Source organism: Myxococcales bacterium (genome assembly GCA_016712525.1).
Classification (GTDB): domain Bacteria; phylum Myxococcota_A; class Polyangia; order Polyangiales; family Polyangiaceae; genus JAAFHV01.
Map to the genome: position 1 here is coordinate 49,460 of JADJQX010000008.1, position 19,856 is coordinate 69,315.

18 protein-coding genes are annotated in these 19,856 nt (G+C 68.7%); 5 read left to right on the top strand and 13 right to left on the bottom strand.

All coding sequences use genetic code 11. The features are described from left to right. Positions 1–9 precede the first annotated feature (9 nt). Both IPK71_29720 and IPK71_29725 read left to right on the top strand, forming a co-directional pair. Positions 10–1,218 (top strand): hypothetical protein, encoded by a 1,209-nt coding sequence (locus tag IPK71_29720; GenBank protein MBK8217925.1) that lies wholly within the window; start codon positions 10–12, stop codon positions 1,216–1,218. A gap of 11 nt (positions 1,219–1,229) precedes the next feature. Next, complete coding sequence (locus IPK71_29725) at positions 1,230–1,721, top strand: hypothetical protein (GenBank protein MBK8217926.1); 492 nt, start codon at positions 1,230–1,232, stop codon at positions 1,719–1,721. A gap of 320 nt (positions 1,722–2,041) precedes the next feature. On the opposite strand, the gene IPK71_29730 is transcribed toward IPK71_29725, so the two are convergent. Then, positions 2,042–2,737 carry a hypothetical protein gene (locus IPK71_29730; protein ID MBK8217927.1) on the bottom strand — a complete coding sequence of 232 codons (696 nt, stop codon included), beginning with the start codon at positions 2,735–2,737 and terminating at the stop codon, positions 2,042–2,044. Continuing rightward, positions 2,734–3,879 carry a hypothetical protein gene (locus tag IPK71_29735; GenBank protein MBK8217928.1) on the bottom strand — a complete coding sequence of 382 codons (1,146 nt, stop codon included), beginning with the start codon at positions 3,877–3,879 and terminating at the stop codon, positions 2,734–2,736. Before IPK71_29735 ends, IPK71_29730 begins: the two co-directional genes overlap by 4 nt. Before the next feature lie 192 nt (positions 3,880–4,071). Here IPK71_29735 and IPK71_29740 point away from each other — a divergent pair, with 192 nt between their 5' ends. Then, positions 4,072–4,962 carry a hypothetical protein gene (locus tag IPK71_29740; GenBank protein MBK8217929.1) on the top strand — a complete coding sequence of 297 codons (891 nt, stop codon included), beginning with the start codon at positions 4,072–4,074 and terminating at the stop codon, positions 4,960–4,962. A 77-nt stretch (positions 4,963–5,039) separates the two neighbouring features. Then, positions 5,040–5,465, top strand: a complete 426-nt coding sequence (locus IPK71_29745; GenBank protein ID MBK8217930.1) for an acyl-CoA thioesterase — start codon at positions 5,040–5,042, stop codon at positions 5,463–5,465. Between the two features lie 19 nt (positions 5,466–5,484). Here IPK71_29745 and IPK71_29750 read toward each other — a convergent pair whose 3' ends face one another. From IPK71_29750 to IPK71_29780, 7 genes are all read right to left on the bottom strand, one after another. Further along, a complete protein-coding gene (locus IPK71_29750; protein ID MBK8217931.1) occupies positions 5,485–6,261 on the bottom strand; it encodes a hypothetical protein in 777 nt (258 codons plus the stop codon). A gap of 89 nt (positions 6,262–6,350) precedes the next feature. Then, positions 6,351–7,595, bottom strand: a complete 1,245-nt coding sequence (secF, locus tag IPK71_29755; GenBank protein ID MBK8217932.1) for a protein translocase subunit SecF — start codon at positions 7,593–7,595, stop codon at positions 6,351–6,353. Between the two features lies 1 nt (position 7,596). Further along, the gene (secD, locus tag IPK71_29760; protein ID MBK8217933.1) at positions 7,597–9,636 is read right to left on the bottom strand and encodes a protein translocase subunit SecD; all 2,040 of its coding nucleotides are present in this window, start codon (positions 9,634–9,636) and stop codon (positions 7,597–7,599) included. Between the two features lie 52 nt (positions 9,637–9,688). Continuing rightward, on the bottom strand, positions 9,689–10,135 hold the full coding sequence (yajC, locus tag IPK71_29765; GenBank protein MBK8217934.1) for a preprotein translocase subunit YajC: 447 nt from the start codon (positions 10,133–10,135) through the stop codon (positions 9,689–9,691). Between the two features lie 179 nt (positions 10,136–10,314). Further along, entirely contained in the window at positions 10,315–11,286 is a 972-nt protein-coding gene (locus tag IPK71_29770) for a hypothetical protein (protein MBK8217935.1), read from the bottom strand. A gap of 9 nt (positions 11,287–11,295) precedes the next feature. Continuing rightward, a complete protein-coding gene (locus IPK71_29775) occupies positions 11,296–13,419 on the bottom strand; it encodes a hypothetical protein (GenBank protein MBK8217936.1) in 2,124 nt (707 codons plus the stop codon). Between the two features lie 111 nt (positions 13,420–13,530). After that, a complete protein-coding gene (locus IPK71_29780; protein MBK8217937.1) occupies positions 13,531–15,471 on the bottom strand; it encodes a fibro-slime domain-containing protein in 1,941 nt (646 codons plus the stop codon). A gap of 106 nt (positions 15,472–15,577) precedes the next feature. Between IPK71_29780 and IPK71_29785 the strand changes: the two genes are divergently transcribed. Continuing rightward, positions 15,578–16,192, top strand: coding sequence for a hypothetical protein (locus IPK71_29785; GenBank protein MBK8217938.1), 615 nt, complete (start codon positions 15,578–15,580; stop codon positions 16,190–16,192). Between the two features lie 59 nt (positions 16,193–16,251). Here the strand turns inward: IPK71_29785 and IPK71_29790 are convergent, their stop codons facing one another. The 4 genes from IPK71_29790 to IPK71_29805 all read right to left on the bottom strand — a co-directional run bounded on the left by IPK71_29790 (position 16,252) and on the right by IPK71_29805 (position 19,606). Next, entirely contained in the window at positions 16,252–17,148 is an 897-nt protein-coding gene (locus tag IPK71_29790) for an SUMF1/EgtB/PvdO family nonheme iron enzyme (protein ID MBK8217939.1), read from the bottom strand. A gap of 1 nt (position 17,149) precedes the next feature. Continuing rightward, positions 17,150–17,620 (bottom strand): hypothetical protein, encoded by a 471-nt coding sequence (locus IPK71_29795; protein ID MBK8217940.1) that lies wholly within the window; start codon positions 17,618–17,620, stop codon positions 17,150–17,152. After that, entirely contained in the window at positions 17,617–18,192 is a 576-nt protein-coding gene (locus IPK71_29800; GenBank protein ID MBK8217941.1) for a hypothetical protein, read from the bottom strand. The genes IPK71_29795 and IPK71_29800 overlap by 4 nt, the downstream gene beginning before the upstream one ends. A 103-nt stretch (positions 18,193–18,295) precedes the next feature. Next, positions 18,296–19,606: a PhoH family protein gene (locus IPK71_29805; protein MBK8217942.1), complete on the bottom strand. Its 1,311-nt coding sequence runs from the start codon at positions 19,604–19,606 to the stop codon at positions 18,296–18,298. Between the last annotated feature and the right edge of the window lie 250 nt (positions 19,607–19,856).

The window sequence follows — 19,856 nt, forward strand, 5'->3', positions numbered from 1 at the left end:
GGTCCCGGCATGGGTCGTCCCGCGCGCAAGAAGCGCCTCACCACGTTCTCGTTGATCTGCATCGGGCTCTCGGCGCTGCTCGGGCTGTTTCTGCTGTCGAAGCGGCTGGAGGCGCAGCCGAAGGGAAAGGCTCCCCCGCTCGCTGCCCCGCTGCCGGCCGCGCTGCCCTCGGCGCCGCCCAAGGCCACGGACGGAGCCGACGCCGGCGCCGCCGCTCCGGCGAAGAAAGAAGAGGCCGAGCCCGCCAAGGCCGACAAGGGCAAGGACGACAAAGACGAGCTTCCCGCCGAGGACGCGCTGAACAGCGCCACGGTGCAACCCAACGGGTCGCTCGTCCACACGAAGGGGCCCTTCAAGTCCCCGTTCGCGAACCCAGATTTCGGCAAGGCGGCCGAGGTCAAGGTGGGCCTCCAGATCTCCCAGATCATGTCGTACGACATCAAGGAGGGCACCTTCGACGCGACGTTCTACCTGTCGCTCACCAGCGCGACGCCGATGCCGGACCACCTGAACCTGGCGTATCCGAACGGGAAGATCGACAACGTCTACGTGATGGCCGACAGGCCTACCTTCAAGCTCTATCGAATCAACGGGACGTTCCGCTCGCCTCCCGACCTCCGCAAGTACCCGTTCGATAGCCAAGAGCTCACCATCCAAATCGAGGAGAACTCGAAGGGCGTCGACCAGCTCAAGCTGGTTCCCGACGAGCAGTACACCCGGTTCGGCGCGAACTTCGAGATCGCCGGGTGGGACCTCAAGTACCTCGAGGCGCGCTCGCTCTCGCGCGACATGCCGCCGCGGTTCGAGAACGACGACCTCTACTACGGCCGCTACATCTGCCGCATCGGGATCGCGCGCTTCGGCGCGAGCGCCATCTTCAGCGTGTACGTGCCTGCGCTCGTCATCGTCGTCATCGGCCTGCTCGCCATGTGGGTCACCCCGGACGAGATGGAGGTCCGCTCGAACGGCGGCGCGCCGATGCTCGCGGGCGCGGTGCTCTTCCACTTCTCGCTCATCCAGTCGATTCCGGCCACGGCCTACCTCACCAAGGCCGACAAGCTGATGGTCGGGGTGTACCTGTCGCTGCTCATGAACATGATCTCGACGTGGTTCTTCTTCGTGGTCGACGAGGAGAACCACGACAAGGTCTTCAAGATAGCGCGGGTGCTCGTCCCCGTTCTGACCCTCATCCTCATGATCTTCGTCATCGTCGTTTGAAGGAGGGAACCATGAAGACGCCGAACAAGCTGCTCCTCCTCGGATCGCTCGTGGCCGCAACATCGCTCTCTTCGCTGTCGTGCGGCGGCAAAGAGCAGGCCTTCGAGAGCAAGGTGAAGATCATTCGCACCTACGTGAACCGCCGCGACGCGAGCGGGACCCCGATCGTCAGCGACGTCGAGGTCCAGTACACGACGTGCCCGGGCGACGTCCGCAAGATCCTGCGCGGCGGCGGCTCCTTCGCCAAGTGCATCTCGGAGAAGAAGCCGGGCGAAGAGGTCCCTATCAGCATGAAACGCGCGCTGAAACGGAACGGCCGCTACAGCGCCCGCGTCGTGAACATCGGGGGCTGCGAGCGCACGCCCGACCCGACCGACTCGCGCTCGTACGACAGTTTCCGCGACTGCAAAGAGGTCAAGACCGACGGCATCCTGGTGGGCTTCCACTGCGACGTGGGCACGACCGACGAGCTCGCCAAGACGTGCCCGTGGTTCGCGCAGTAGGTCGCGCTCCGACGTGAGGCCCGAGGGCGCGCCGCAGGTGGTGCGCCCTTTCTCTTTTGTTTCGTGAGGGTCCGACGGGGTCCAACGGGTCCAACTCCAGGCGCCTGGAGTTGCAACTCCAGTGCCTGGAGTCGAGAAATGGCCGCCGCAAAGCGCGCCTCTCGAACGTCGCCTTCGCGCGGGAAAACAAGGCACTCCTCGCGATCGAGGCGGCGCGGAACGTCGAGGGGCCCGAGATGAACAAATCGTCGAAGGATCGAAAATCAAATCGCCCGCGGCCGGCAACGGCGAGGGCCAGCGCCGAGGGAGAGGCCGTCCCCTTACCCTTCGGAGAACCGCATCTGCACGGTCGCGTAGCGCGTGCGGGGCCCCATCGCGTCCTCCCACGTGTACCCGTAGCGGCCCACGTGGTGGAGCCTCACGCGGGTGTCGGCGAAGAGGCCGTGACCGGCGCTACGGGCGCGCTCGCAGAACGCGTAGTCCTCGGCGAGGTACCACGAGGGGCCACCGCCCTCGCCGTCGCGGACCATGGGCATGAAGTACGGGTGGAACGGGTCGCCCTCGCCCATGCGGCACTCGGGCAGCGTGGAGCCTAGGCGCACCGCATCGAAGACGTCGCGGCGCGTGCGAAAGAAGCCCATTCCCGCGTAGAGGATGGGCGCGAGCCCCCCGCCCTCGCCGAACACGAGCTCCTTCGTGCCCGGGTGCACGTGGCAGGCGAGCTCGGGCACGCCGCGCTTCGCGTAGATGCCGCAGACGAGGCTCGTGTCGGCCGCGAGGAGCCGCTCGACGTCGTCGGCCTCGAAGCCGATGTCCGAGTCGATCCAGAAGAGCTCTTCGAACCCGTCCCGAAGCGCGACGCTCGCGGCCGTGGAGCGCGCGACGTCGAGGGCGGCGGTGCTCGGGAAGGCGCGCACCGCGTAGCCCCTCCGCGCGAGATCGGTGAGGCCACGCTCGCACTCGGGCTCGATCGCGCGCCCCACCGGCACGAGGACCACGGTGCCGGCGACGCTCATCGGCAGAGGACGGCGCGCTCGATCGAGACGTAGCAACCGTTCTTGACCGTGACGCTGCCCGAGCCGCTCACGTTCTGCGGGGCCATGGGTACCGCGATCGTCGTCGAGCCGCTCGCGCTCCCGCGGATGTACGTGACCGAGCCGCAGTAGCGGTTGTCGGCCTTGGGATCCCCTTCGGGCGCGTAGCCGATCCGGCAGCCCTGGTAGTCGCCGCGGGAGGTGTTCATCTCCTCGACGCCGTTGCAGTCGTAGTCGTACGAGATGGTGCCGTTCACGCGCGTGTAGCCCGTGGCGAAGAACTCGGTCTGCCCCGGGCGGACGTTGCGGTCGGAGTCGTTGCAGTCGCCCCCTTTGGTGACCCGGCCCATCGGCACTTTCCCGGGGCACACGGCCTCGTCTTTCGCCCCGCCGAAGCCGTCGCCATCGCCGTCGACCCAGGTGGGCACGAGCGCTTCGCACCCGTTCGCGGCGTTGCCGTCGCAGTCGCCGTAGCCCTCGGCGCAGCGCTTCGAGCACGTGCCCCCGGAGCAGGTGGCGACGAGGTTCGGAGCGCCGACACACGGAGCGTTGCACGCGCCGCAGTGCGAGAGGCTCGTCGCGAGCGTCACGCACGAGCCTCCGCATTGGGCCTGGCCGGCAGGGCACGAGGCGACGCACGTGGGTGCGCCTCCGGGCACCACCGCGCAGAGGGGCAATGCGCCGCCGCACTCGCGGCGTGTGTCGCAGTCGGCCCCGCAGTTCTTCGGGTCGAGCAGATCGACCTCGCAGCCGTTCGCGCGGGCGCGGTCACAGTCGGCGCTGGCACCGGCGCACTTGAGGCCGCACGTCCCGTCTTGGCGGCAGATGGCCCCCGCGGCGTTCGCCGGGACCTCGCACGGCTCGCACCCGCTGCGGCAGCCCGTCTTCGGATCGAGCTCCGCGATGCACGCGCTCTGGCAAAGCTTCTCGCCCGAGGGGCACGTCTTGGCGGCGGCCTCGACGTTCGCGTCGGTCGCCGGGAGCGGCGCGGCGTCGATCGGAGGCTCGATGGGCCCTGCGTCGACGACCTCGGTGCCCCCTTGCAGGCCTTCGAGCGAGGCACACGCGAGCACGGCCACGGGGGCAGCGACTCCGAGAGCGGCGAGGAGGCGAGGATTTCCCACGATCTCTAGCGTGCTCCGTACACGAGGGGCTCGTCAACGCCTCGAGCCTCGCATTTGCGTCTCGAGGCTCGCATTGTCGTACCCTCCCGCACATACGCGGCGCGTCATCCCGCACCGAGCTCTTCCGTCCGCAGGGAGCGCGGGTCGGACGGGGCCGGCGACGGTGCGCGCGCCCGTGATAGCGTAGAAAGTATGGGTCTTCGCCCGCTCTCGCTCGCGGCCCTCCTCGTGGTGCTCACGGCCTCCGGAGCGTCGCTCGCCGACACCAAGGCCGAGTGCCTCGACGCGTCGGCGAAGGCGCAGCAGCTGAAGCTCGACGGAAAGCTTCGAGCCGCGCGCGACGCGTTCCTCCGGTGCAGCCGCGACGAGTGCCCGGCCGTCGTTCGTCAAGACTGCGACACGTGGCTCGGCGAGGTGACGGCCGGCTTGCCCACGGTGGTCGTCACGGCGCGCGACGACGCGGGCCACGACCTCTTCGACGTGAGCGTCTCGGTCGACGGCGAGGCCTTCGCCGAGCACCCCGACGGAAAATCGCGCGCGGTGGACCCGGGAGAACGAAGCTTCGTGTTCACCCGCGGCGACATCAAGAAGACCGTGCGGGTCGCCATTCGCCAAGGCGAGAAAGACCGCATCGTCGAGGCGATTTTCCCTGCGCCGAAGCCCGCCCCCGGCGCCGAGAAGCCCGAGACGAAGCCCGAGGAAAAGCCCGCACCACCCAAGCCGAGCGGCACACAGGAGAGCTCGGGGGGCACGCGTAGGGGCGTCGGCATCGGCCTCGTCTCGGTGGGTGCGATCGGCGTGGGCACGTCCATCGCGCTCTTCTTGGCCGCGAACGGGGAGGTGTTCGACCTCCGTGACACGTGCGGCGTCTCGCGGACCTGCACCGACGATCAACTCTCGTCCGTGACGACCCTGCGCACCATCGGGGGCATCGCCATGGGCGTCTCGGCCGCCGCGCTCGTGGCCGGCGCCGTCGTGCTCCTCACGTCGCCGAGCGCGCCTCGTACCTCCCAAGCCGGGCTCCGCGTCTTTGCCTCCCCCACCCCGGGCGGCGCGGCCGGCGGCTTCGTGTTTCGCTACTGACGGACGACGGACGTACGCGCCCACGCAGGGCCGTCTCGGACCTCGGCAGCGCCGCGCGGTCGGGGTACGCTCGCGCCATGTCGCAAGGTCCACCGAACGGTGCGGTCACGATCACGCTGGACGTCCAGTGGGGCGAGATGGATGCGCTCGGGCACGTGAACAATACACGCTATTTCGCCTGGTTCGAGTCGGCCCGCATCGCCCTCTTCGAGCGCGTCGGGGTCGTCACGCGAGGGCCCTCGACCGTCGGGCCCATCCTGGCGACCACCACGTGCGACTTCCTCGCTCCTGTGGTCTTCCCGGCAAGGCTCGTCGTCTCGGCGCGCGTCACGAAGGTAGGAGAGACGAGCCTCGGCATGGCGTACGACGTCACGTGTGCCACGACCGGCAAGGCCTACGCCCGTGGCTCCTCGGTCGCCGTGCTGATCGACCACACGACACACGAGAAGGTGCGCGTCCCCGAGGCCGTGCGCGCGGCGATCGCCGAGCTCGGCCCGACGTGACGGATCGGCCACTTTCCCGCTACTCCGGCGTACCCACGACCCACGTGACCCACGCGGGGCGGTAGGGCGCGCGGGTTCGCCCCACCGTGAACGTGTAGCCCGGCCTCGCCGCTCGCGAGGTGAGCTCGCGGAGCTCCTGGACCGAGTACGAACGCAGGCACGACGCGAAGCCATCCCAGCCGATGAGCGCCGGCAAGACCGGGAGCGCGTACGTGAGCGCGAGGGCCTCGAGCCTGCGCGGCTTCACGAACGGCATGAGGCCGAGCACCGCGAGCGGCACCCCTGCGGCGATGACCGCGCCTTGAAGGCTCCGCTCGACGAGCTCGAACACACAGAGGGGCTGGCGCTTCTCGGCCGCGTCGGTGAAGACCGCCTCGGCGACGGCGGGTGGGAGGTGATGGAGCGCGTTGAAGATCGTGCGCACGCCGGAGAGCGCCTCCGGGACCTCGGTGGCCGACACGGGCGCACGTTCCCCGCGAACGATGCCGGGTGCCTCGGCCTCCGCTTGGGAGAACGCCGCGTCGTTCGGGTAGAGGTCGGTCAGGGTGACACGCGGCGCGAGGCCACCTCGCACGAGACGGCGCGCGAGGCCGAGGACGGGGCCGCCACCTCCCGCGCAGAGATCGACGATGTTCGACGTAGCCCCCGCGCGCATGGCCGAGGCCACGATCGGGGCCGCCACGTCCGGCATGCCCACGACCTCGGACGCGACCCGAAGGAACCCGGTCATCGGATCGCGCAAGCGGGACGGGAACCAGTCGAAGTCTTCGAGCTCGGGGGCATCGATGCGCGGCACGCCTCGAGGCTACACGACCTCGGCCCTTCGAAACGACGAAGGCCGCGGAGAGCGGCCCTCGAACGAGACGGTGCGTGGACCCCTTAGGGCTACGCGCCGGCGCGGGCGCTCTGGATCACGCCCTTCTTCTTCACGGGGAGCCCCGCGCGCTCCTTCAGCTTGCGGTCGATGTACTCGGTGAGCGGCGCGGCCACGTAGATGCTCGAGTACGTGCCGGCGACGATGCCGACGACCATCGCGAACGCGAAGTCCTTGATGACGCCCGTGCCCCAGATGAAGAACCCGAGGACCGAGAGCATCGTCGCGCCCGAGGTGAGCAGGGTGCGGGAGAGCGTCTCGCTGGCCGAGAGGTTGATGATCTCGGCGAACGTCTTGCCGCGGTGTTTGCCGAGGTTCTCGCGGATACGGTCGTAGACGACGACGGTGTCGTTCATCGAATAGCCGACGATGGTGAGCACCGCCGCGACCGTGGACAGCGTGACCTCTTTCTTGAAGAGGATGAACACGCCGATGACGACGACCGCGTCGTGGAGGCACGCGATGACGACGCCGGGGGCGAAGCGGAGGTCGAAGCGGAACGCGAGGTAGACCATGATCGCGAGGATCGCGAGGGCCACCGAGTTCCGCGCGCTGTCGCGGAGCTGCTTTCCGGCCTTGGGGCCGACCCACTCCACGCGGAGCGCCTTCTCGGGGACGACCTCTTTGCCGAGGTGCTGCGAGAGGACGTCGAGGAGCTGATCGCCGCGCGACTGGAGCTGGAGCTCGACGCGGTGATCACGGGCGCTGATGACCTGGGGCGCCGCGCCCTTGCGGAGCACGACCGACGGGACCTTCGCGATCTGCTCGCTGATCTTCGCCATGTCGGGCTCGGCGTCGTAGCGGAGCGTGATCTTGTCGCCGCCTTGGCTGAACTTCACCTCGGTGGCGCGAGCGTTCACGGGGCACGCCTTCTCGTCGCCGCCGGGGGCGCTGCCGTCGTTCGAGAAGCACAAGGCCTTGCGGACCTCGTCCTTCATGGTGTCGGTGACGGCGGTCACCTCTTGCACGCGAATGAGGTAGTGGCGATCGGGCGCGCTGCCCGAAGCGACCTTGACGACGTCCGGGTCGGAGAACTGACCACCTTTGGTCACCGCCTCGCGGATCTGGCCCTGCTCGACCGTCTTCAGGAAGGCGACCTCGATCTCGGTGCCGCCGCGGAAGTCGGTACCGTAGTTCGGCCCCGGGTAGATCATGAGCACGATCGACCCGACCATCAGCACGACGCTGAGGGGGATCCAGAAGCGCCACGCGAGGCGCATGAAGTCGAACGTTCGACCTGGCTTGAAGAACTCCATCTTAGAACTCCGCGCCCACGCTGATCTTGTTGGTCTTGCCGCGGGCCCACCAGTCGAACACGACGCGCGTGCAGAAGACGCCGGTGAAGAAGCTGCAAATCATGCCGATGATGAGGGTGATCGCGAAGCCCTTCACGGGACCCGTTCCGAACTGCGCGAGGATGAGGCCCGTGATGAACACCGTCACGTGGCCGTCGACGATCGACGAGAAGGCCTTGTCGTACCCGGCCTCGATCGCCGCGCGCACGCTGCGCCCGGCGCGGAGCTCCTCGCGGATGCGCTCGTTGATGAGCACGTTCGCGTCGACGGCCATACCGATCGAGAGCGCGAGGCCCGCGATGCCCGGCAGCGACATGGTGCCGCTGAACGAGGCCAAGATCGCCATCTGCAACACGAGGTTGAAGAGCACCGCCGCGTCGGCGATGAGGCCGGCCTTGCGGTAGTAGACGATCATGAACACGAGCACGAGGAGCGAGCCCACGAGCGCGCCCGTGGCTCCCTTGTTGATCGCGTCCTCGCCGAGGGTCGGGCCGATGCGCGAGTCGTTCGACTTGGCGATCGGGGCCGGGAGCGCGCCGGACCGGAGCACGAGCTCGAGCTTCTTCGCGTCGGCGAGCTGGCGCTCGGGGTCGCCCGAGCCGAGCGTGATGCTGGCGCGGCCGCCGCCGATCTTGCCCTTGATGACCGGGGTCGAGTTGACCTTGTCGTCGAGGATGATGGCGAACCTGCGCTGCACGTTGGCGCCCGTCACCTCTTCGAAGCGATCGGCGCCCGCCGGCGAGAACGTGATGGCGACGTAGTACCCGCCGAAGGTCGACTGGGTGTCACGCGCGACCATGGCGTCGGTGATGTAGTCGCCCGTGAGCTCGGCGCGGTTGTGGAGGTACACCGTGCGCCAGCCCTCGTCCTCGGTCTTGCCGGTGTCCGGGTCGTAGCGCGTGATGGGCTCGTAGCTGACGGTGTGGTCGTCAGGAACGTTGAGCGTGCGGACCCAGGCCTTGAGGCGCTCGAGGCACTGGTTCATGGTCTCGCTGTCGCGCTTCATCATGAGCGCGAAGCGGTTCGTGACACGCTTGCCGGGGCCCGCGGGGGCCGGCTCTTCGCGGATCGAGAGGTTCTCGCCCACGGGGAGGGCGTCGTCCTTCATGCGGCCGAAGAAGTCGGCCTCGTCGTCGAGGAGCTTGAACTCGAGGCGAGCGGTCTCGCTCACGGTCTTCTTGATTTCTTCGAACGAGGCGTCGTCGCTGCCGGGGACCTCGATGATGATGTCCTCGTCACGCGTGGTGACGCTCGCCTCGCGGAGGCCCATGCCGTCGACGCGGCGGTTCACGGTCTCTTTGGCTTGGGCGACCGCGCGGTCGCGGATGCGCGACTCTTCTTCGGGGCGGATCTTGAAGCTTACCTTCGCGCCGTCCTTCGCCATCGAGAGCTCCGTGAGGAACTTCTTCGTGAAGCGCTCGTCGATCTTCGACGTGTCCGCCGCGTCCTTGAACTCGAGACGGAGGGCGTTCGTGTCGACGAGCGAGATCTTCACCTTGTCGACGAGCTTCGCCACCTCTTCGCGGGTGACGCGCCCCTCGCCGGTGTGGAAACCGAACGCGGTCGCGAGGTCTTGCCGCATGTCGTCGGCGAAGCGGTCGCGTTTGTCGCGGATGGCCTCCTCGACCTCGACGGTATAGACGAGGCGCATACCTCCTTGGAGGTCGAGCCCCTTCACGATGCCGAACTTGATGTGGTCGCGGACGTAGGCCGGGATCTTCACGCGCGGGGCCTTGGGGGGCTCGCCCGAGGCGCTCGCCGGGATCGAGAGCGTCTCGATCGTGGGCAGGAGCACGATCACGGCGCCGATGGCGACCGTGAAGATGAAGCCCGCCTTGAACCGCCAGCCGGCGTCCATCACGGGGAGCAACATGAAGAGCGCCCATACGGCGATGAGCCCGGAGCCGAACACGGCCCAGAACGCGTCTTCGCGAAAGAAGAAGTAGCCCGCGAGCACCGAGCCGAGGGCGAGGAGGAGGGCGTTGCGTTTCTGGGGGTTCATGAGGTGACGTCGGCTTCCGCGGTCATGCGTGGGAGGGTCCTCTCGGCGAAGCTCACTTCTTGTCGCCCGCGCCGGCCTTCGCTTCTTTGAGGTCCTTCAGGTCTTTGTCTTTCGCGTCGTCGGACTTCTGCGGCTCGGCGGCCTCGAGCGGGCCGAGGGTGCTCGCGAGCACACGAACCGTGGTCCCCGGGGCGATCTTCACCTTGGCGATGCGGTCGTCCATCTCGACGAGCTCGCCGATGAGGCCCGACTGGCTCACCACTTGGTCGCCCTTCTTGAGCTTCTGCCGGGCCTCTTGCTCCTTCTTCTGGCGCCTCGACATGAGGAAGAAGAACGGGATCATGATGAGGAACGGCAGGAACATCATGATGGGGTTGCCCTGCTGCTGCCCTCCACCCGGGCCGGCCGGCGCGCCCTGCGGCTCGGCCACACCGGGCGTTCCGGCCTTCGGGGCGACCTGCTGGAGCGAAGAGAGCGAGGAGAGAGTGTTGAGGCCCATCGTGACGATTTCCTTGTGTTTCTAAGCACTTAGCGAGCCCGTGAGGGCCCGGTCGGAGCGGCGGTCCTGCGCCGTGCGCGAGGCTTTTGCCCGAAAAGCGCGGGACAGAGGGGCCGGGATTAGCCCCAAGTGCCCGCAACGTCAACCAGGGGGCGCGCGGAAAGCGAGGGCTCGCGGCTTCAGGGCATCCGCGCGGTGCGGACGAGGCCCGCGGGCGAGCGCGAGTAGAGCGCCGTGCACGAGGCGTTCGGCACGACGCCGGGCCTGTCCCCGAGGTCGACGAACGTCGTAAAGGGACAGGTGCGGTTCGGCCGGAACGCGGCCTTCGCGACCTTTCGGGCCTCGTCGTAGAAGAAGAGGGTGCGGCCATCGGCCGACATGCCCGTGGGCCGAGGGGCCTCGGCGCCACCTGGCGACATGTTCAGGAGCTCGGCCTGCGGGATGACGGGCACCTGGCGGTAGACCGCGCCGTCCTTGGCGATTTCGGTGAAGGCGAGCTGCCCCACCGACGCCGTGGTCCACGCGAGGAAGAAGCCGCCACCCTCCAGCATCACCGGCGATCGGTAAAGCTGGTCCTCGCCACCAAACTGAAAGCCCGGTCGCCCGGGCACGCCGAAGGGGTCCGTGGGTCGTACGCGGGAGGCGAGGCGCGCGTCCCCCCCGAACGTCGCCAAGAGCTCGAGCCCGTCCTTCGAGAGCGACACGCCGGTCGTGTCGACCGCGAAGCCGAACGCGCGTCCTGCTCCGAACGCCTCCGAGGTCGATGCTCGATCCGCGACGACGAGCGCCGCAGGCCCGGCGTCTTGAGCCTCGTAGTAGGCGACGTGGAGCTCGTCGGCGCTGATGCTGGCGAAGGCCCCCGCAAGCGGCACGACGACCGGGGCCGCCCACACCGCCGCCTTGTCACAGAGCGGAGGGGACGTCTCGGCGCACGGATCACGCTCCGCCGTCGCGTCGCTCGCGTCGGCTGCGTCCACGAGGGGGATGGCGGTGTCGGGGATGGACGCCTCGCTGACGGCCCCGTCGACGGACGGCACGACCGGAGCATCCTCCGAGCAGGCGCCCGAGGCGACCGCGGCGACACCGACCACGAGGAGTGTGAGGGTCCCCGAGGCGGCCCACTTTCGAGCGCGGACCGTGAAGATGGACATGAACGGGTCCTACTCCGAGGCCTCGCACTCGTAGCGCTGCGTCCATGTGTAGAGTGCAGGCGTCAGGAGACCGCCCGTCGCCGGGGTGAAGTCGGCGCTGATGCGGAGCACGCTTTTCGACGTGCGCGGAGGGATCACGTTGGGCGCGGTGTTCGCGTCGATCATCACGCCGCCCATCGGGGTGTCGGGCGTCGCACCTTGTGCAAGATGCACGTTGTACGACGTGGCCGCGCCGACCAACGCGACCGAGTCGGCCGTCTGCGCGCGGAAGAGGATCGACGAGTCGCTCGGCGTGTCGACGTCGGCGATGAACTGCCGCCAGCGCACGCGGGTTCCGACCGGGCAGGAGGCCACGAAGTCACGCACGAACGTGGCCGCGGAGTAGAGCGGCGCAGGAGCCGGCGGGGGCGCCCCGACACACGCCGACACGTCGAAGAACATGTACTCGAGAGCCTTCTCGCTCGCCGTGAGGGCGTTCGCGAGCTTGCATTCGCTCGGGAACGTGGCCCCTCCGCTGTTGCGCCGGTAGTCGACCGGGGCCACGTGCGACGAGAGATAGACGACGCGCCCTTCGGGGTTCGCCGAGCCGACGGGCGTGTCGAACGTCACGTGGTGGATGTAGTTGTAGAACGCGAACCCGAACGGGTTGTAGTTCCTCAGCCACGTGTTCCCGTTCGGGAGAATCGAGAGCGAGCGGCGACGGCCTTCTTCGAAGTACACCCGGTTCGCGCCGTTCAAGCCTCCGTTGGCGGCGAGCCAGTCGTAGAACGCCTGCGCGCGCGGCGGCGCGGTGTCCACGTTCGCCTCTTGGGAGCCGACTCCGCTTCCGGAGTTGTTGAACATGTTGTCGAGCGGATCGGTCTTGTAGACGGCCGTGTTCGGATAGATGTTCCGGGCGCCGCCGCCATCCCCCTCGTGCCAGACCACCCAGTCGGAGAGGTGGGTCGCGAAGATTCGGCCCCCTTTGTCGGCGAAGACCTTCGTGCGATCGACCTCCGCATTGTTCGGGTAGAACGCGGGATTGTTCGACTTTTTGCCGCCCTCGCATGGGAGGACCAGCATCGCGTGTTTGTCGATCTCGGCCTGGCTGTTGAGGAGCCCGGCGCGCTTCTCGGGCACCGGACCGAAGTGCGGTGCGCCTCCCGCGAGCTGCGGCCCGCAGTCGCCCGAGTTGTTCGCCAAACAGCCCTGGTACATGTGGACGCGCCCGTTCTGGCTCGGGTGCGTGAACTCGGCCACGTCGACGCCGATCTTGGCGATGAAACACTCGAGGGTGTCGGCGTCGCCCGTGACGACGGCCATTTGAGGGATGTTGCCCTCGGCCTTGTTCTTCGGGAGGCGAACGTGCCCGAGGTTCTGCGTCATGCAGTTCGCCGTGAGCGGGATGACCTTCCGCCACCGGCCCGTCTGGACGACGATGTTGAAGGGGGTCGTGTTCGGGTAGCCGGGCGGGATGTTCAGCGTGAAGCTCCCGTCGAGCCCGGACTGCACGCGGTTGTCGGGCACACCTCCACCAGAGCCACCCGTGAGGATCGTGGAGCACGAGTCCTGCGCGACGCCCTCGGGCAGCGCCGAGAGCGGCCCCTCCTGGAGGAACACGTACACGTTCGGGAGCGGCAGGTTATCGCCCGGATCGTAGATTTGCCCCTTGATGACCGTGTTGCACGTCGACGCGGCGGCGAGCGTCACGCCACCGTCCGTAACCGAAAAGCCCGAGCCCGCGTCGAGCCCCGTGGCCGTGTCGACGTAGTTCGAGCACGACGGGTCGCACGGATCGGCGCACGACGTAGACCCTCCGAGCGCGAGCGGCCCGACGCTCGCGAACACGTGGCCGGCCGACGCGGTCGAGCGTGGCCCCATGTCGCAGCCCCCCCACACACCGTTCGTGCACGCGCGACGCCCCGTTTGGCAGACGAGACCTCCGGCCTTCGTCGGCACCTTCTGCGCACACTCGACGGTCTGGCCTTCGCTCGCGCAGGCGCACCCTTGCTGAGGCGCGCGGCAGGTGGTCGGGGTGACGCCCGGTGTGCCTATGGCGTTGGGCGTCGTGTTGTTGCTCGAGCACGCCGCGAGGAGCGCCGTGACGAGACTGCCCGTAGTGAGGAGCGCGATGGCTTTTCGGGAGAGCACCACGCCGACATCATGGCACGGTCTTTTGGCCGCGGCACCGATTTCGCTGAAAATGGTGCGAGGCTGTATGGACGAAAGTTGACCTTTTTGCGTACTCGGTCGACGTGCGCCACCTCACTCGTTGGCGACGCAGTCGTAGAGCTGACGCCACTGGTCGAGCCTCGGCGAGCCGCCCGCGCCCACGTTGTAGGTCATGTAGACACGGAGCCAGCGCTTCGACGTGGTGAGCCCCTCGTCGCGGAGGCGGAGCGACACGGGCACGGGGTTGAGGGCGCCGTCGACCTCGTTCACCCATGCCGGGGTGGCCGACACGGGGCTGTTCGTCGGCGTCGCCGAGCCGGCGTTCACGCTCACCGGGGCAGGATCGGGGTTCGCCGGGAGCGCGGCCTGGGTGTCGGCCGTAGCCGCTCGGAACGCGATCGAGCTCGCCGCGGGCACCGATGCGCGCCACTGGAAGAGCTGCCACTTCGGGGTGAAGCCCTGAGCGCACGTGGCCTGGAAATCGCGGACGAAGGTCTGCGACGTGGGGAGCGTGCACACCGAGCGTGCGCGATCGAACCCCTGGAGCGTGAGCGTGTAGTTGCTGCCCGTCGTGTTGCGCTCGGCCTGGAACACCGCGATCTCGTAGGTGGTCCCGACGACGAGCCCGATCGACGCGGCCACGGCAGGGCTGAGCGTGACGGTGCCCGCTGCCGCGGGGTGGACGCCGCCGATGTCGACGACGAGACGGCCATTGATGAACACGAAGACGTCGTCGTCGCCGTTGAAATCGAGCTTCTCGCCCCCCGCGAACGTGAAGGGCACACGCACCTCGCTCGTGAAGTGGAAGTTCTTCCCGGTCGCCGCGTAGTTGCCGTACCCAAGCCCGTTGATGGGGAAGAAGTTGTTCGACGAGAACCGGTACTCGCCACCCGGCTGACGGGTGAGCGTGAGGGTGTCGAGGATGCGAATGTTGTTGCCCGTCGGGCGGTACCAGTCGTCGAACGTCGTGGCGCTCGTCACGGTGCCCTGGCTCGAGGCGAACACGGGGAAACCATCGGCGGCGAGCGTCGAGGCCACGATGCCGGGCTTCACGCCGAAGCCGCTCGTGGGCTGCACGTCGGGGTGCGTGCCCTTGAGGTCACGGTAGATGACGGGGACGGTCACGCTCGGCGCGAGGCCCGACGACACCGTGTTGCACGTCGCGCCGGCCTCGACCGTGCACGTGGCCGAGCAGCCGTCGCCGCTCACCGAGTTGCCGTCGTCGCACGCCTCGCTCGGGAACTTGATGCCGTCACCGCACACGGCGACGCACGCACCTCCTCCCTTCGGGCAGCTCACCTCTTTTTGGCAGGTCGGAGAGCAGCCGTCGAACGGCACGAGGTTCCCGTCGTCGCAGCGCTCGGCGCCCTCGATGGTTCCGTTTCCGCACGTGGCCGGAATGCAGGGCGAGCCCGGCGTCGGGCACTGGAACCCGACCTCGAGGAGGCACGTGGCGCCGCAGCCGTCGCCGGCCGTCGTGTTGCCGTCGTCGCACTCCTCTCCGCCTTGGAGCGCTCCGTCGCCGCACACAGCGACGCCCGTGGACACGAGCCCGCCACCCGAGAGGCCGAACCCCGGCCCCGCGTCGACGCCCGTGGGCGTGTCGACCATGACCTGGCAGCTCGGATCGCAGAGGTTCAGGCCTCCGTCGATCGTCGCGCAGCCGACCGGGGTGCCGAGCGCGCTGAACCTTAGCCCCGAGCCCGGGCCGAGCACCGGTCGCGATTTGACGGACACCGTGCCCGACGGGCGACACGCGCCGAAGACGCCGCCCTCGCACGTGAGCTTGCCCTCGGCGCAGTAGATGAAATTCTCTTCGCCCTTGATCTCGTACCCGCACGCCGCCTCGGCTCCCGCCGCGCAAGGGCAGCCCGCCGCCGGCGTGGCGCACGACGTCCCCGCGCCGGGTCCGCCGCCGCTTGCCCCCCCCGACGAAGGCGACGAGCCCCCCTGTCCGCATGCGACGGCGAGGGCGACGATTCCCGCGACCGAAAAGAAGACCCCTAGCGGTCGCGCGGCTTGGAAAAATGTCATGCTACCGTTGAGTGAAGCACGCCGCATACCGGCACGCCATCACGCGGAAACCACGAGGGATTTCATGGCCCACGACTGCGCAAGAAGGTCAACGTCCGGCAAAAAGGTGCGACTCGTCGCCCTCTTGCTTGCGGGCGCCGGGTGGGTCGCCGCGTGCTCGAGCCCGGGCACGGCGACGCCAATTTCGTCGACGGGTCAGCCACCTCCCACACCGGGGACAGGGTCCACGACGCCCACCCCCACCGACGCGAGCACCGACAGCAGCGTAGACGCCGCCGACGCGGCCGATGGGGCCCCTCCGTGCCTCGGCGACCGGCCTGCGCAGACCGCGGAGACGCCCTGCCCGCCCGGCGCGTGCGAGGCGAGCTGCCAGCGCGTGCGGCCTCGGTACAAGGGCCAGGTCGCCGACGCCGTCGCCGCGTGCCTCGCGAACGAGCGCGCGTGCAACGCGGACACGAACGTCGTTTTGTGCGTGGACCGCGCGTTCGCGCGCGCGTGCCCGACCGCCGAGGCGAAGACCCTGTGCGCCCAGCTCGTGCCTGCGTGCGATCCGAACGCCGGAGGAGTGGGCAGCATCATCGACCTCGAGGGGTGCGAGTCGCTCTTCCGCGGCCTCTCCGCCGCAGGGCGAGACGAGCTCGGGACCTGCATCCGCGCGAAAATCACGGCCGGGACGTGCGCACGCGAAGTGGGCGCCTGCGCCGACGCGATCCGACGCTGAGCGGCCGACGCGAGGGCATCGAGGAGGAGTGAGGCGCCCGAGGTGCGGCGAAGAGGGGGCTACGGCGTCGCGTCTTTGGCGCAGCGGAAGCCGACGTTGGGCCCCGCTTCGATGACCGAGCCCCAGTCCCGTGTGCTCGCGCGCGCGCGGCTCGGGGAGGTCTGGAAACCGCCGCCGCGGAGCGTGTGGCTCGCTCCGGAGCGAGGGGCCAGGTCGCCGAGGTGCTCGGAGTACCAGTCTTGGGTCCACTCCTCGACGTTCCCGGACAGATCGAGCACCCCGTAGACGCTCGCGTTCGCGGGCACGCTCCGCACACGCCAGGGCCGCGCGAAGCAGCCGCGCCCGGAGTTGTCTCGAATGAGCGTGTTCGCGAGCTTGCAGTCCGGTAGGCGATTTCCCCACGGGTACACGTAGCCGGAGGGCCCCCGCGCCGAGAGCTCCCACTCCACCTCCGACGGGAGCCGCTTGCCCACGGAGCGGCAGTACGCTTCGGCGTCCTCCCAACGAACGCACGAGACGGGGAGCTCTCCGTCTTGGGCGTCGTACGTGCATTGTGCGCTCGTCACACGAGGCCGCTCGCAATGTTTGCTCGCGACACATGCGCGGTACGCCGCGACGGAGACCTCGGTCTTGTCGATCCAGAAGGGCCCCGAGGTCGTCGTGCGTTGGGGTTTCTCGTTGGGTGGCGCTTTGCCGAACGCCGTCCCCATCACGAAGCGCCCGCCGGGGACGCGGACCATCCCGTCCTTCTCGGGCACCTTGATGCGAACGACACCGTGCGCCTTGGGCTTCGCCGGGCCGCTCGCAGGGTCGTGCTCGGGCTCCTCCGCGTCGGCCGAGGGTGGCTCGGACGGCGGCTCGACGAGGGCCCCACGCGCGGACGGCAGGGCGAACGTGGCGGCCATGAGACCGACCGACGACGCGACCACGAGGGCTGTGCGACCAAACCGATGCATTCTACATCTTCGGGCTCGACGGGAGGGGCTCGAGCCCACGCGGACGCGGCCCGGGATCGGGCGGCGGGCGAACCGGAGGTGGAGAGGCCTTGATCGAGGGCTTCACGTACGCGGCCGCCGCGGGCGCACGAGGCCCCGCGAACTTCACGCACACCCCCGCCGCGTGCGCGCGGCTGTAGCCGAGGTCGATCGTGGTCTTGGTGATGGCGTCGCAGCCGAGCTCGGCGCCCCGGTCGGCCAAGGCCTGCGCCACGTCCTCCGGGTTCGCCATGGAGCCTGCCCCGAACGCTTGCACGAGCCCGAGCTCCTCGACCGGACGCCCGACGTCTTGGCCCTCGAGGTAGAGCTCGACGCGACCCTCCGCGGATGGGCTTTGGGGACGCTTCAACATGGCCGAATGCGCCTCGACCGAGCCGCACCCGGAGAGGAGCAGGAGGGCCACGACGGACGCCGGGCGGAGCAGGGACGTCATAGCTGCTTCTCCGACGTGTCGGCCGGGGGCGGAGGTTCGGCCGGAGGAGGAGCGGGCGGCTCGGCCTTCGGGGGCGCGGCGGGGGCGGGCACCACCTGCGGGGCGGCGGGCGCCTCGACCCGGTCCGTGTAGGCGTGCCCGAGCATGCTCACCACGACGATCTCGTCGTTCGTCGTGTACATGCGCTGCCCCGCGCACTGCACTCGCGTCCCGCAGGGGTAGTAGTACGTCTCGAGGTGGGTCCGAGTCACGAGCTCGAACCGGGCGCGCACCGTGTCAATTTTTGCAATGTTTCCGCCAATTTGCGCGACCTTCTGCACGAACACGGGGAGCAGCGTGCCCACGGTCGATTCGCTCTGCGAAGCCGACACCTCCACGACGCCGAGGTCGACCGCTCCCGGCGGGACGGCGTTGGTGGCGTAGATGGAGACGGGCCCCGAGTACGAGGGCTGCCTCGGCCCCGTGGCGACGGCGCTCCCCCGCACGGTGGAGCAGCCTTCGAGGAGCGCGAGCGCGGCCGCACCGACGACGGGCGCGAACCGAGCGAGCGCGAGCGATCTACGTTCTTGCATGACGGGCCCCCTCATCTTGGGCCCTCGCGCCCTCGCCAGCAAGGGCCTCGGACGCGCCGAACCCCGCGAAAAGCCTGCGCGAGAGCCCTTCCGCAGCGGTCCGTCAGAGCAGGTTGGCCGCGAGCTCCGCGAGCTCGCTGCGCTCACCCTTCGAGAGGACGATGTGGCCCGCGACCTTCTCGCCCTTGAACTTGTCGGCCGCGATCGTGAGCCCGTTCGACGCGCTGTCGACGTAGGGGTTGTCGATCTGGCCCGGGTCCCCGGTGAGGACGATCTTCGTGCCGTCGCCCGAGCGCGTGATGATCGTCTTCACCTCGTGAGGCGTGAGGTTCTGGGCCTCGTCGACGATGATGAACTGCTGCGGGAGCGAGCGACCGCGGATGTAGGTGAGCGGCTCGACCTGGAGCTGACCGCTCTCGAGCATCTCCGCGTAGGCCCGCGAGCCCTTCTTCTGCCCGTGGGAGAAGAGAAACTCGAGGTTGTCGAAGATGGGCTGCATCCAGGGGTTCAGCTTCTCGTCGACGTCGCCGGGGAGGAAGCCGATGTCGCGGCCGAGGGGCATGACGGGGCGAGACACGAGGATGCGCGTGTAGATGCCGTCCTCGATGGTGCGCTTCAGGCCCGCCGCGATGGCGAGCAGCGTCTTCCCGGTGCCGGCCTTGCCGACGAGCGTGACGAGGCGAATGGACTCGTCGAGCAAGAGATCGAGCGCGAGGCTCTGCTCTTTGTTTCGAGGGCGCACGCCCATGACCCCCTCGCGCGGGACGCGGAGGGCGATGACGCCGCCCTTTTGGGCGTCGTAGCGGCCGATCGCCGTGTGCGACGCGTTCTCGGCGTCCCGGAGGAGGATGCACGAGTTCGGGAGGAGGGACTCGCGGGAGGCGAGCTCGAGGAAACCTTCCTGGAAGAACGCGTCGACGTGGCCCGAAGGCACCGTGAGCTCCTGCACGCCCGTGTCGAGCTTCTCGGCCTCGACGCGCTGGTTCTCGTACGTCTCGCTCACCATCCCGAGCGCGTCGGCGCGGATGCGGAGGTTCGTGTCCATGGTCACGAACACGGTGGGCCGCCCCTGGTCCTCTTCGCGGACGTCGAACGCGGTCTGCAAGATCGCCGCGTCCATCGCGTCCGTGTCGATCGCCGAGGCGAGGCTCGGGCGCTTCTGGGGCACCGCCACGCGGAGCGAGCCGCCGCTCTTCAGGGTGACGCCCTTCGACAGCGAGCCTTGCTCACGGAGCCCGTCGAGGATGCGCGCGATTTGGCGCGCGTTCCTGCCGCGCTCGGAGCCCTCGCGCTTGAACTGATCGAGCTCCTCGATCGCGTAGATCGGAATGATGACGTTGTTGTCCTCGAACCGGAAGACCGACTGCGGGTCGTGGAGGAGGATGTTCGTGTCGAGGACGTAGTTCTTCTTCATGGGGGTTTCGAGGCGCAAGGTACCGAGCCTAAATCAGCGAGAGCGAAGCTCGACCAAAATCGGTGAGCCCAGGCTCGCTCGCGTGGCGTCGTGCCGCCACGCGTGACGAGCTCGACGAGTCGAGCATACGTAAGCCGAACCGGCGCGAGAACCCGGAAAGTGGCCCCCGAACGAGCACCGTGCGCGCCTCACGCACGCGCAGCGCACGTTCTTCGGTCGACTTATCCTTGCTCACTCGGCACGCCGGAGC